The 12,580-nt window shown below is 71.6% G+C and carries 11 protein-coding genes and 1 pseudogene; 3 read left to right on the forward strand and 9 right to left on the reverse strand.

Annotated elements, in window-relative coordinates:
• Positions 1–9: 9 nt before the first annotated feature.
• Positions 10–327 carry a 2Fe-2S iron-sulfur cluster-binding protein gene (locus ACWH49_RS07520; protein ID WP_448170893.1) on the reverse strand — a complete coding sequence of 106 codons (318 nt, stop codon included), beginning with the start codon at positions 325–327 and terminating at the stop codon, positions 10–12.
• Between the two features lie 29 nt (positions 328–356).
• On the opposite strand from ACWH49_RS07520, the gene ACWH49_RS07525 reads away from it, so the two are divergent.
• Positions 357–971, forward strand: coding sequence for a histidine phosphatase family protein (locus ACWH49_RS07525; protein WP_448170894.1), 615 nt, complete (start codon positions 357–359; stop codon positions 969–971).
• Between the two features lie 21 nt (positions 972–992).
• Here ACWH49_RS07525 and ACWH49_RS07530 read toward each other — a convergent pair whose 3' ends face one another.
• Genes ACWH49_RS07530 through ACWH49_RS07540 form a run of 3 tightly spaced genes read right to left on the reverse strand, consistent with a single transcriptional unit; the run spans position 993 to position 4,655 of the window.
• Positions 993–2,708 carry an MBL fold metallo-hydrolase gene (locus ACWH49_RS07530; RefSeq protein ID WP_448170895.1) on the reverse strand — a complete coding sequence of 572 codons (1,716 nt, stop codon included), beginning with the start codon at positions 2,706–2,708 and terminating at the stop codon, positions 993–995.
• A gap of 24 nt (positions 2,709–2,732) precedes the next feature.
• On the reverse strand, positions 2,733–3,827 hold the full coding sequence (locus ACWH49_RS07535; RefSeq protein WP_448170896.1) for a 5-methyltetrahydropteroyltriglutamate--homocysteine S-methyltransferase: 1,095 nt from the start codon (positions 3,825–3,827) through the stop codon (positions 2,733–2,735).
• Positions 3,828–3,848: 21 nt separating this feature from the next.
• Positions 3,849–4,655 carry a DUF72 domain-containing protein gene (locus tag ACWH49_RS07540; RefSeq protein ID WP_448170897.1) on the reverse strand — a complete coding sequence of 269 codons (807 nt, stop codon included), beginning with the start codon at positions 4,653–4,655 and terminating at the stop codon, positions 3,849–3,851.
• 88 nt (positions 4,656–4,743) lie between these two features.
• Here ACWH49_RS07540 and sugE point away from each other — a divergent pair, with 88 nt between their 5' ends.
• Positions 4,744–5,058, forward strand: coding sequence for a quaternary ammonium compound efflux SMR transporter SugE (gene sugE, locus ACWH49_RS07545; RefSeq protein ID WP_448170898.1), 315 nt, complete (start codon positions 4,744–4,746; stop codon positions 5,056–5,058).
• Here sugE and ACWH49_RS07550 read toward each other — a convergent pair.
• Together ACWH49_RS07550 and ACWH49_RS07555 are read right to left on the reverse strand one after the other, a co-directional pair.
• Positions 5,042–6,469, reverse strand: coding sequence for an amidase (locus ACWH49_RS07550; protein ID WP_448170899.1), 1,428 nt, complete (start codon positions 6,467–6,469; stop codon positions 5,042–5,044). The genes sugE and ACWH49_RS07550 overlap by 17 nt on opposite strands.
• 4 nt (positions 6,470–6,473) lie before the next feature.
• The gene (locus tag ACWH49_RS07555; protein ID WP_448170900.1) at positions 6,474–8,252 is read right to left on the reverse strand and encodes a hypothetical protein; all 1,779 of its coding nucleotides are present in this window, start codon (positions 8,250–8,252) and stop codon (positions 6,474–6,476) included.
• Between the two features lie 171 nt (positions 8,253–8,423).
• Here ACWH49_RS07555 and ACWH49_RS07560 point away from each other — a divergent pair, with 171 nt between their 5' ends.
• Positions 8,424–8,624, forward strand: a complete 201-nt coding sequence (locus ACWH49_RS07560; RefSeq protein WP_448170901.1) for a hypothetical protein — start codon at positions 8,424–8,426, stop codon at positions 8,622–8,624.
• A gap of 6 nt (positions 8,625–8,630) precedes the next feature.
• On the opposite strand, the pseudogene ACWH49_RS07565 reads toward ACWH49_RS07560, so the two are convergent.
• The 3 genes and pseudogenes from ACWH49_RS07565 to ACWH49_RS07575 form a co-directional block, all read right to left on the reverse strand.
• A pseudogene (locus ACWH49_RS07565) lies at positions 8,631–10,451 on the reverse strand (carboxyl transferase domain-containing protein); the annotation flags it as partial.
• Positions 10,452–10,472: 21 nt separating this feature from the next.
• Positions 10,473–11,738 carry a D-amino acid dehydrogenase gene (locus ACWH49_RS07570; protein WP_448170902.1) on the reverse strand — a complete coding sequence of 422 codons (1,266 nt, stop codon included), beginning with the start codon at positions 11,736–11,738 and terminating at the stop codon, positions 10,473–10,475.
• 58 nt (positions 11,739–11,796) lie between these two features.
• On the reverse strand, positions 11,797–12,447 hold the full coding sequence (locus ACWH49_RS07575) for a L,D-transpeptidase (protein ID WP_448170903.1): 651 nt from the start codon (positions 12,445–12,447) through the stop codon (positions 11,797–11,799).
• Positions 12,448–12,580 lie beyond the last annotated feature (133 nt).

The following is a 12,580-nucleotide window of genomic DNA, read 5'->3' on the forward strand; positions in this document are numbered from 1 at the left end:
GACGTGATGTCAGAGCGTCGCGCTGATGTCGATCAGCCGTGGCGCCTCGATCACCAGGGGTGATTCGGCGATCGCCACGCACGGCAGGATGAAGCCCTCGGCCTTCTCGTCCGCACTGACGCCGGGCCACTCGATCGTGTAGCGGACTCGACCGCTGACCAGGCGGCACAGGCAGGCACGGCACGTCCCGTTGCGGCACGAGCTCGGCAGGATCAGGCCAGCCTCGCGCGCCGCGCGCAGCAGCGGCACGTCCGCCGGCGCGTCGAAGCGGTGACCCGAGGGCTCGACGATCACGGCGAATGCAGGGGGCAGTTCAACACCTATCATCGGTCGAACGATACCCCGGGGGTCGCTGCATGAGCCTTCTGTTGATCCGTCACGGCGAGACCGCCTTGAACGTCGCGCGCGTGCTGCAACCGGCCGCTACGCCGCTCAGCGACCGCGGCATCGCGCAGGCCGAGGCGCTGGCCGCGCGTCTGGCGACGATGGACGTGCGCGCGATCGTCAGCAGCGACCTGCCGCGCGCGCTGCGCACCGCGCAGGCGATCGCCGCCGCGACCGGTGCGCCGATCGAGACCACGCCGCTGCTGCAGGAGCGCAACTTCGGCGACTGGCGCGGCCAGCCGTACGACAGCATGCCGGTCGACCCGCTGACGATGACCGGCGCGCCGCCCGGCGGCGAGTCGGTCGCCGTGTTCACGCAACGTGTCGCCGCGGCGTTCGCCCATGTCGTGCAACGGCGCGCCGCGCTCGGCGGCACGCTCGCCGTCGTCACCCACGGGCTGGTGATCCGCGCGCTGCTGGCCGCCCATGTGCGGCTCGACGAGGGCGTCGTGCCGCCGGGGCACCTGGGCAACACGGGCCTGAGCGTGATCGATGCCCAAGCGCCGCACCGCGCCTCGCTGGTCGACTGCACCGCGCACCTGCGGCCCGACGTACGCGACGACGCACGCGCGCTGTCTGGCGGCTGAACCGTTCGGGCAGCGGGCGCGTCAGCCCGCGGACGCGTCCCACCGCCCGTCGCGCTCGCGGGCGATGCCGTCGTCGCGCAGCTTGTGCAGATGGGCGCGCAGCGAGCGCATCGCCATCGCCAGCAGCTGCGGCTTGACGTCGTCGTAGACGCGCGCCAGCAGCGTCTCGGCATCGGCCGGGCCGAGCGCGCGCAACGCATCCAGCACCTTGGCCTCGCGCTTGAGCCGGTGCGCGACGATCGCCTGCATCGCGCGCTGCGGCTGTTCCATCAGGAAGCCGTGGCCCGGCGCCAGCCACGCCAGGTCCAGCTCGGCCAGCTCGCGCAGCGAGGCGATGTACGCCCGCATGTCGCCGTCCGGCGGGTTGATCACGACGGTCGACAGCTGCATCACGTGGTCGCCGGTGAACAGCAGCTTCTCCTCCTCGAGCAGGTAGCAGACGTGGTTCGACGCGTGCCCCGGCGTGTGGATCGCGCGCAGCGTCGTGGGCTGGCCGTCCGGCCCGGGCAGCTCGAAGCGTTCGCCGCCTCGCAGGTGCACGTCGGGCGCGAAGGTGTCGTCCTGCCACTCGGGGTGGTCGGCGACCCGGCCGTGCACGGTCGCGCCGGTGCGCGCCTTCAGCGGCGCGCTCGCCGGCGAATGGTCCTTGTGGGTGTGGGTCGCGAAGATCCAGCGTATCGGACCGGGCGCGGCCGCGAGGATCGCCTCGATGTGCGCCTCGTCGTGCGGGCCCGGGTCGATCACCGCCCATTCGTTGGTCGCGCCGCCGCCGAGCAGGTAGGTGTTGGTGCCCGGCCCGGTCATCATGCTGCCGTTGCCGGCGCTGACGCGGATCAGCCGCGGCGACAGCCGCACCGGCGTGCCGACCTGGATGTCGTAGCAGCCGCTGCCGTGCCCGGCCGGGTCGATGCGGCCAAGCTCGGCGAACGCCGGCTCGTCGGGCAGCACCGGGCGCATGCCCTGCTTGCCGTTCGCGACCCGCGGCATGATCAGCGCGACCTCGCGCGGCGCGCGTGCCCACGCGAGCAGCGCGTCGACCTTGTCGTAGCGGCCGACCAGCTCCAGCGTCTTCTGCGTCGGCGTCATCAGCTTCAGCTCGTTGGCGCGCGCGAGCGCCGCCGACGGGCGCAGCCAGAGCTGCTCGACCATCTCGGTGCCGTCGAACGCCGCGGTCTGCGACAGCGGCGCCGCGGCGATGAAGAAGCGCGTGTCGAAGCGCTTGGGTCGTGCCGGCGGCGTCAGCCAGTGGCTCAGGTAGGCGAGCCGGTCGAGCGCGAGCGTCAGGCCGAAGGCGCGGCACATGTCGCCGAGCACGCGCTCGTTGCGGTGCAGCGGGCCGCGCCAGGCCGCCAGCCGCGTGCCGAGTTCGTCGTGCAGACCGACCAGCTCGCCGCTGGCGTCGGTGGCGAACAGCAGGCCCGATTCCTCGAAGCACTCGCGCACCGCGGCGATGTAGTAGTCGAGCCCGTTGGCGGGCAGGCCCAGGCGCGCGCTCGCGGCCGCGTCGTCCAGGCCGGCGCAGCAATCGTGCGACTGGCGGTCGCCCGGGTCGACGATGCCGCCCGGGAACACCCAGGCGCCACTGTTGTGATCGCCGCGTTCGGCGCGGCGCGAGAGCAGCACCTCGATGCCGTCGGCCCCGTCGCGCACGACGACGATCGTGGCGGCCGGCCGCGGGGGCCGCTCGGCCGAGGGGGTGGGCGGTGCAACGGTGTCGGTGGCGCGGGTCGTGGTCATGAAGAATCGGTGGATGGGTCGGGCTCAGCCCCAGACCTCGTGCGCGACCTCGAGCACGCGCTCGAGCTTGCGCCACTGGTCGTCCTGGGAGATCGCGTTGCCGTGGTGGGTGCTGGAGAAGCCGCATTGCGGCGACAGGCACAGCCGATCGAGCGGCACGAACCGTGCCGCCTCGTCGATGCGCCGCTTCAGCGCGTCCTTGTCCTCGAGCTGGCCGAGCTTGGTGGTCACCAGGCCGAGCACGACCTTCTTGCGGCCCGGCGGCAGCGCACGCAGCGGCTCGAAGCCGCCGGCGCGCGCGCTGTCGAACTCCATGAAGTAGCCGTCGACGTTGGTCGAGAACATCGCTTCGATCACCGGGTCGTAGCCGCCCTCGGCGACCCACGCGCTCTTGAAGTTGCCGCGGCAGGTGTGGATCGTGACGACCATGTCGTCGGGCTTGCCGGCCAGCGCGGCGTTGATGGTCTGCGCGTAGATGCGCGGCAGCGTGGCCGGGTCGTCGCCGTTGGCGCGGCAGTTGGCCTGGATCTTCGGGTCGCACAGGTAGGCGAAGGTGATGTCGTCCAGCTGCAGGTAGCGGCAGCCGGCGTCGGCCAGGTGGCCGATCGCGACGCGGTACGCCTCGGCCACGTCGGCCCAGAACTCGGCCAGGTCGGGATAGGCCTCGCGCGAGATCGCGGCGCGGCCGCCGCGCAGGTGCAGCATCGACGGCGACGGGATCGTCATCTTCGGTGTGCGCGTGGTCACCGACTTCAGGAACGCGAAGTGGTCGGCCATGATCGGGCGCGTGCAGGCGACGCGGTCGGTCACGGTCGCGATCGGCGGCTGCTCGGACTGGCCCGAGAAATGGAAGCTCGGCCCGTGGTTGTCCTCGAGCTCGACGCCGTCCAGCTGTGCCAGGAAATCGAGGTGCCACCACTCGCGCCGGAACTCGCCGTCGGTGATGCTCTGCAGACCGAGCGCCTCCTGGTGGCGCACCGCCTCCTCGATGGCGCGGTCCTCGATCTCGGCCAGCGCGCTGCACTCGAGCTGGCCCGACTGGTTCAGCGCACGCGCCTCGGCGAGCCAGTCCGGGCGCAGCAGGCTGCCGACGTGATCGGCGCGGTACGGGGCACTCATCGGCCAAGTATCGCGCGGCGTTCAGCCGAGCGCGCGGATCAGGGCCATCGCCGCGGCCGGCGCCTTCTCCTTGGCGCCGCTGATGAAGTACAGGAACACGTCGCGCGGCGGGCCCACCTCGGTGGCCGGCTCCACGCACGGCAGGCCGCTCGGCTCGCTGCCGTCGCGCCAGGCGCGCGCGCAATCGGCCAGCGGCGCGAAGGCGGACGGCTCGCAGCCCTCGGGCCAGCGCGCGTCGGTGCGCATCAGGCGTGCGTAGACGAAGTCGCCGGTGCGGTCGGCGAACGACGGGTAGTCGTCCGAGTCGGTGAACACGGTCGCCGCGCGGTAGCGGCGCGCGAGCGCGAGGTACTCGGGCGTCATGAACGACGAATGCCGCACGTCCAGCACGTGGCGCAGCGGCAGGCCGCCCGCGCGCGCCGGGAGCAACTTCAGGAAGGCCTCGAAATCGTCCGGCTCGAAGCGCTTGGTCGGTGCGAACTGCCAGACGATCGGCCCGAGCTTGTGCGCCAGTTCGACGATGCCCTGACCGACGAAGCGCTCGATCGACTCGCCCGCCTCCGCCAGCACGCGCCGGTTGGTCGCGAAGCGCGAGGCCTTCAGCGAGAACACGAAGTCGTCCGGCGTCTCGTCGCGCCACTTCGCGAACGTGGCCGGTTTCTGCGAGCTGTAGTAAGTGCCGTTGACCTCGATCGCGGTGAGCTTGCGGCTCGCGTACTCGAGCTCGCGGCTGTGCGGCCAGCCGGCCGGGAAGAAGTTGTCGCGCCAGGGCTCGAAGGTCCAGCCGCCGACGCCGACACGGATCCTCGGATTCGTCGCTTCACTCATGTCGTCTCCTGCACGATGCCCGGCCCGCGCCTGGGTGGTTGCGGCGCCACAGTCGCGCGGGCGCCGCGGCGTCTCTAGACTCTAGCCCATGCCCTGGACACTCCTCTTCTTCGCCGGCCTGTTCGAGGTCGCCTGGGCCATCGGCCTGAAATACACCGACGGCTTCAGCAAGCTCGTGCCGAGCGCGCTGACGATCGCCGCGATGGTCGCCAGCGTCGTGCTGCTCGGCCTGGCGATGAAGCACCTGCCGGTCGGCACCGCCTACGCGGTCTGGACCGGCATCGGCACCGTCGGCACCGTGATCCTCGGCATCATGCTGATGGGCGACTCGGCGGCGCCGCTGCGACTGGTGTGCCTGGGCCTGATCGTGCTGGGCATCGCGGGGCTCAAGCTGACGGCCTGACGGCGAGCACCTCGGCCGCCGCCCGCTCGTAGGCTCGCGCCAGCCGCAGCAGCGCCGCCTCGCCCTGCGGCCGGCCGATCAGCTGCAGGCCCATCGGCAGGCCCGCGGCGTTGAACCCGGCCGGCACGCTGATGCACGGCAGGCCGGCGAAGGTGGCGTAGATCACGACTTCCATCCAGCGGTGGTAGGTGTCCATCGTGCGTCCGGCGATCTGCGTGGGCCAGCGCAGCGCCGCGTCGAACGGCCAGACCTGCGCACTCGGCAGCGCGAGCACGTCGAAGCGCTCGAACAACCCGAGCAGGTGCTGGTAGAACGCGCTGCGCTGGGCGCTGGCGTCGAGCGTCTGCGCACCGGTCAGGCCGGCGGCCTGGTCGTGCTCCCACAGCGCCTCGGGCTTGATCAGCGCGCGGTTCGCCGGGTCGACCAGAAACGGCGCAATGCGGCCGGCCACGAGCCAGCGCCGCCACACCAGCCACGCGTCCCACACGGCTTCGGGTGGGTGACCCAGCGCGGTCGGCTCGACGGCGCAGCCGATCCCCTGCAGGCGCGCCAGGGCCTGCTCACACACGGCCAGGATGCCGGACTCCATCGGCAGGTGGCCGCGCAGGTCGCCCAACCAGCCGATGCGATCGGTCGCGCCCTCGACCTGCGCCAGCCCGGCAGCGAACGAGGCGTGCGCGGGCAGCGCGAGCGGCGTGCGCGCGTCCGGGCCGGACTGCACGTCGAGCAGCCGCGCCACGTCCTCCACGCTGCGCCCCATCGGCCCTTCGGTGCCGAGCTGCGCGACCCACACGTCGGCCGCCGGCCAGGACGGCACGCGGCCCTGGCTCGGTCGCAGGCCGAACACGTTGGCCCAGCCGGCCGGGTTGCGCAGGCTGCCCATGAAGTCGCTGCCGTCGGCCACCGGCAGCAGCCTCAGTGCGAGCGCGACCGCGGCGCCGCCGCTGCTGCCGCCGGCGGAGCGGGTCGGGTCGAAGGCGTTGCGGGTGAGGCCGAACACCTCGTTGAAGGTGTGCGAGCCCAGGCCGAATTCGGGCGTGTTGCTCTTGCCGACGACGATGCAGCCGGCGGCCTTCATGCGGCGCACCATCAGCCCGTCCTCGCGCGGCACGAAGTCGCGCAGCAACGGCGAGCCCATCGTGCTGACGAGGCCCGCGGTCGAAGCGATGTCCTTGATCGCCTGCGGCATGCCGTGCATCCAGCCGCGCGAGCTGCCGCGCGCGAGTTCCGCGTCGCAGGCGTCGGCCTCGTGTCGCAGCGCGTCGGCGTCGCGCAGGCTGATCAGGGCGTTGTGCGCCGGGTTCAGCCGCGCAATGCGTTCGAGGTAGGCCTGCATCGTTTCGCGGCACGAGATGCGGCGCGCGTGGAGGGCTTGCGAGAGTGCGGTCGCGCCGAGATCGGTGATGTCCATGGGGTCAGTCCAGTGGATTGCGGCGCCACACCGCGCCGAGCGCCTTGAACTTCGTCCACACCGACAGGCGCTCGTTCGACAAGGCGTCGAGGAAATCGGACAGGCCTTTGGACTTGACCATCGTGTAGAAGGTCAGCACCGTGGTCGCGACGAACACGATCGCGAAGATCACCAGCTTGCGGCTCATCGGCGCGTCGGCTTCGGCGAGCAGGTTCATGCCGAGGAAGCCGGTGGTCACGGTGCCGATCAGGCCGAGGATGGTGACGACCGTCAGCCGCACGACCGTGTTGGCCTGGCGGCGCAGGCTGTCGGCGTCGAGGTAGGTGTTCATGTCGTCGATGCGCACCTTGACCTCGTCGTACAGCGGGTCGATCTGCAGGTGCGTGGTGCACAGGCGGAACAGCGCGCGCACCTGCGCCTGTTCCGAGACCTCGTGGAACCAGTAGCGGTGCGTGAAGCGCAGGAAGCTCTCGAAGCTGCCGCGGATCGAGCGCTTGAACGCGCGCACGCTGTCGGCGTCGCCGACGTCGAGGTTCTTCAGCGCCTCGACCAGCCGGTCGGACGACATCAGCAGCGCCGCCTTCTGGAAATGCGCGATCAGGAACAGCATGAAGTGCTGGTGGCGAAACTGCGCCAGCACGCCGCGGTCGCGACAGCCGTAGAAGGGCGAGCGCGCATCGCCGATCACGATCAGCGCGTGGCCGCTGCACAGGTAGCGCGTGTTCGGTGCGGCGCCGGCATTGGCCCAGAAGCGGTCGTAGCAGTAGCGCTGCTCGAAGTCGGCCAGGTGCTCGGCGCCATACGGGAGCGCGCTGCCGTTTCCATCCCCTTGCAGCGGTCCGCCGTCGCGCAGCGCCTGCGGCGAGCTGTCGTCGACAGGGCTGCCGTTGTCCGAGCCGCCGGCACCGGTCACCAGCCCGAGGCGGATGAAATCGCTGCGGCTGAGCGCGCGCGGGTCGTCGAGGGCCAGGTAGGCCATCAGCGGCATGCGGTAGTACTCGATCTGGCGGTAGCGCAGATCGCCGGGCTCGTCGGAATGGTCGGCCACCAGCGGCCGCAGCATGAAGGCCCAGTGCGCGGCGATCCGCGGCGCGCGGTGCTCGGCGACATGCGCCATGAACAGTTCGCGCTGCTGCGAGTCGGAGCGCTCGAGCACCGTGCCGTTGGCATCCAGCCATTCGACGCTCGTGGCCGTGTGAAGCGCCTGGCCGGCGTCGTCCCAGCCCGCCGGGTAACCGCGGCCGAAGCGGTAGAGCTGCTCCTGCGCCTGGTCGAGCGTCAGGTCGTTCGCGCCGAGTTCGACGTTGAGCAGCACCACGTCGACATCGAAGAAGAAGTACAGATCGACGTGGATGACCTCGAGCGTGACCGGTGCGTCGCCGCGTCGGGCGACGACGCGAACGTGAGCGATGTCCTCGCGGCGGAACACCCGCATCGGCGCGTCGGCATCGCGGCCCGTGGCGTCGCGGGTGTGGCGACCCTCGCCGTACAGGAAGCGCTGGACGTACGGCAGGAAGGTGACGAACTCGTTGTAGTGGCGCTCGTGGAAGCGCGCGCTGTCGCCGGTGTATTCGTCGACCACCTCGCGCCAGGGCGAGGCATCCCCCAGGTGGCGCAGGATCTGCCAGGGCGTGCGGCGCGCCTCGCCGGGGCGGCGCGGCACCGGCATCAGGCGCAGCGGCCATAGCAGGATCTGGCGCAGGTGCCGTACCGCGGGGGCCTGGAGGCGTGGGGCCCCCGCGCTCGAAGCGTGGGTGGCCGGGCTGTCGACGGTGCGGTCCATGCAGGTTCTCGAGGTGCGCAGGCGATCGGGCCCGGCGCTCGCCACCATTCTCGCCACACTTGCCCGACGCCCATCGTAGGCGAAGCCCTACATCCGATTCGCCAGTCACCCGATGGTGCGGCGCCGCTGCGGACCCGACGATTCGTTCATCGGTTGCGCGGTGCGGCCGGCGTGGAGACGATCATGGCGAACGATGCGGATTGGGTGGCTGACGTGAGGCGCTGGTACTTTTCGGGCCAAGGCCGCGCCGCCGTGCAGCCGGTGCCTGCGGACGACGACACGACCGACATCGGCTACGAAGCCGCTCATCCCGCCCTGCAGTCACACCACTGGCCGGACGCCCCGCGCACCGGCTTCGCCGACTTCAGCTGATCGAGATCACCAGGGGTCGATTCCCTGGGTCGAGCGCGGGCCGACGCGCGCCGAGCGCAGGCCCTGCAGCAGCCAATCGCGCGTCTGTGCCGGGTCGATCACCGCGTCGATCTCCAGCGTGGCCGCCATGTTGATGGCGCGCCCTTTCTCGATGTGCTCGTCGAGGTGCTGCTGGAAGCGCGCCTCGCGCGCCGCGCCCTCGGGCAATGCCTCGAGCTCCCTGCGGTAGCCCAACCGAACCGCGCCCTCCAGGCCCATCGCGCCGAATTCGCCGCTGGGCCACGCCGCGATCGCGACCGGCGCATGGAAGCCGCCGCCGGTCATCGCCATCGCACCGAGGCCGTAGCCCTTGCGCATCACGACGGCGAAGAACGGCACGCGCAAATGCGCGGCGGCCACGAACATCCGGCTGACGTGGCGCACCTGCGCTTGCGTTTCCATTTCCGGCCCCACCATGAAGCCCGGCGTGTCGACCAGCGACACCAGCGGCAGGCCGTGCGCGTTGCACAGCTGCATGAAGCGCGCGGCCTTGTCGGCCGCATCGGCATCGATCGCGCCGCCCAGGTGCGCCGGGTTGCTCGCCATCAGGCCGATCGGCCGGCCGTCGATCCGCGCCAGCGCGGTGTGGATGCCGACGCCCAAGCCGGCGCGCAGTTCCAGCAGCGTGCCGGTGTCGACGACGCCGCGCATCGCCTCGCGCATGTCGTAGACGCGCACGCGGTTGTCCGGCAGCACGCGGCGCAGCGCGGCCGCGTCCGGCGCGGCACCGCCCTCGAGCGCGCCCTGGAAAAACGACAGGTACAGGCGCGCGGCCGCGACTGCCGCGGCCTCGTCGTCGACCAGCAGGTCGATGACGCCGTTCGCGGCCTGCACGTCGCTCGGCCCGATCTGCTCCGGCGCGAAGCGGCCGAGGCCGCCGCCTTCCACCATCGCCGGGCCGCCCATGCCGATGTTGCTGTCGCGGGTCGCGATGATCACGTCGCTGCAGCCGAGCAGCGCGGCGTTGCCGGCGAAGCAGCGACCCGCGACGATGCCGACCACCGGCACCTGGCCGGACAACCGCGCGTAGCTCGCGAACGTGGTCACATGCAATCCGGCGACGATCGGCATGTCGACATCGCCCGGCCGGCCGCCGCCGCCCTCGGCGAACAGCACGACCGGCAGCTTCTGCTGCAGCGCGATGCCGAGCATGCGGTCGGTCTTCTGGTGGTTGCGCATGCCCTGCGTGCCGGCGAGGACGGTCGCGTCGTACGCCATCACGACGCAGCGCGCGCGCTCGGGGCCGAACAGCGCGCCGTTGACGCCGCCGATGCCGGTGACCATGCCGTCGGCTGGCGTGTTGGCGATCAGGTCGTCGAGGCTGCGGCGCGAGCGCTGCGCCGCCAGGGCCAGTGCGCCGTACTCGACGAAGCTGTCGGCGTCGCACAGGTCGGCGAGGTTCTCGCGGGCGCTGCGCAGGCCCAGCGCGTGGCGCTTGGCGATCGCGGCCGGCCGGGCGGCGTCGAGCGTGGCGGCGTGGCGGGCGCGGACGTCCTGCAGGTCGGCGCGCGGCGCAAGGCCGTCATCCGCGTGCACTCCGACCACCGGGAGCGGGCCGGGTCGCGCGTCGCCGCCCGTTGACGCCCCCAGGCGCAGCAGCACCTCCCCTTCGGCGACCAGGTCGCCCGCCCGCGCGGCCACCTCCAGCACGCGCGCATCGCCGTCGGCATGCACTTCGTGCTCCATCTTCATCGCCTCGAGGATCAGCAACGTCTGGCCGGCGCGCACGACCTGCCCGACGCCGACCGCGATCTCGACGACGGTGCAGGCCATCGGCGCATGAACGTTCCGCTCGGTCATCGTCGGTCTTCAGGCGTAGGCGTTCGGGTAGCGGTCGACCGTCAGCCCGTCCATGTCGATCCCGGGCGTGCGGCCGGAGATCACGTCGGCCATCACGCGGCCGGTGCCGGCGGCCATCGTCCAACCGAGCGTGCCGTGGCCGGTCGCGAGGAACAGGTTCGGCAGCCGTGTGGCGCCGACCACCGGGGTGCCGTCCGGCGTCATCGGGCGCAGCCCGCACCAGAATTCGGCGCGCGACACGTCGCCCCCGCGGGGGAACAGGTCGGTGACGACGTGCTCGAGCGTCTGGCGGCGCGCGTCGTGCAGCTTCAGCGTGTAGCCGGCCAGCTCGGCGGTGCCGCCGACGCGGATGCGGTCGCCGAGCCGCGTCACCGCGACCTTGTGGCTCTCGTCCATCACGGTCGATTCGGGCGCGCCGGCCGCGTCGGTGATCGGCACCGTGATCGAGTAGCCCTTGACCGGATACACCGGGATGCGGATGCCCAGCGGCTTCAGCAGCAACGGCGAGTAACTGCCGAACGCGACCAGGTAGGCATCGGCGCGCATGTCGCCGGCGTCGGTCACCACGCGGTCGATCTGCTTGCCGGCCAGGACCAGCTTCCTGACCCGCGTGCCGTAGCGGAACTGCACGCCGCGCTGCACCGCCAGCTGGGCCAGGTTCTGCGTGAACTTGAAGCAGTCGCCGGTCTCGTCGCCGGGCAGCAGCAGGCCGCCGACGAACTTCTCGCGCACGTTCGCCAGCGCGGGTTCATGATGGATGCAGCCATCGCGGTCGAGCAGCTCGAACGCGACGCCGTAGCGCTGCAGGATCGCGATGTCGGCGGCGGTGCCGTCAAGCTGCGCCTGGGTGCGGAACAGCTGCAGCGTGCCCTGCATGCGCTCGTCGTAGCGGATGCCGGTCTCGGCGCGCAGCGCCTTCAGGCAGTCGCGGCTGTACTCGGCCAGCCGGACCATGCGGCTCTTGTTCACCTCGTAGCGCGCGCTGGTGCAGTTGCGCAGCATCGCCACGCCCCAGCGCAGCAGATTCAGGTCGATGTTGGGGCGGATGACCAGCGGGCGGTGCTGCATCAGCAGCCACTTGATCGCCTTGATCGGCACGCCGGGTCCGGCCCACGGGGACGAATAGCCGGGCGACACCTCGCCGGCGTTGCCGTAGCTCGTCTCCAGCGCCGCGGCGGGCTGGCGGTCGACCACCGTCACCTCGTGACCGGCGAGCGCCAACTGGTAGGCCGACGAGACTCCGATCACGCCGCTGCCGAGTACCAACACCTTCATCGCCATGCTCCCTGCAGCGTCCGTGCCCGGCCGCAGTGTACGGGGCCGCGCGCCGCGCTCAGGGCGCGAGTGCGGCGTAGCGTGGCGCGGCGAACATGGCCTGCACCGGCCCGTTCTCGGGCAGCACGTAGACGACGCCCCGCTGCCTGCCGAGCAGCGGCTCGACGACGCCCTCGTAGAACGCCACCGGCACGACGACGCAGCCGAGCGTGATCCGGTTGTCGTCCGGCGACGGCGAGGCGAGCCGGGCGACCCGGCGCTCGACCAGCGGCGACGGGCGCAGGCGGTGGATCGCGAGCGACGCGGCGTAGTCGACCCAGACGATCGCTTCGCCCTTGTCGTTGTGGCCCGGCTGGGTCTCGAACCGGCCGGCGGGCGTGCTGCGCTCATGCGGTGCCAGGCTGGCGGGGCTGCGCCGGGCGATGTCGGCGATCGCCGTGTCGCCGGGCGTCGCGCCGAGCAACGCCGGCGCGGCACCGACCAGGCGGCCGCCGGCATCGAACAGGTAGAACCGCGCTTCGCGCTTGTCGACCACGGCGAACGGCCGGCCCAGCGCGTCACCGTAGGTCAACGCCTGCGTGACCGCGTACAGCGCTGCGTCGGAGACCGACTCGCCGGCGAAATCGGGGGGCGGCGCACTCGCGGCCCACGACAGCGCGGCGAACAACGACAGGGCCGCAGCACACAGCCTCGGGACACGACGCGACATCGCGACACTTCCTGGGTGGGAAATCCATCGGCGGTGAAGCCGAACTGCTCCCACCGGGCGGCCGAAAACGGCGCCAGGGCGGATTGTCGCGATTCCGACATGTGTCGGAGAGATATCCGGTCACAGCGACCGG

The sequence above is a fragment of the Rhizobacter fulvus genome (genome assembly GCF_964020785.1).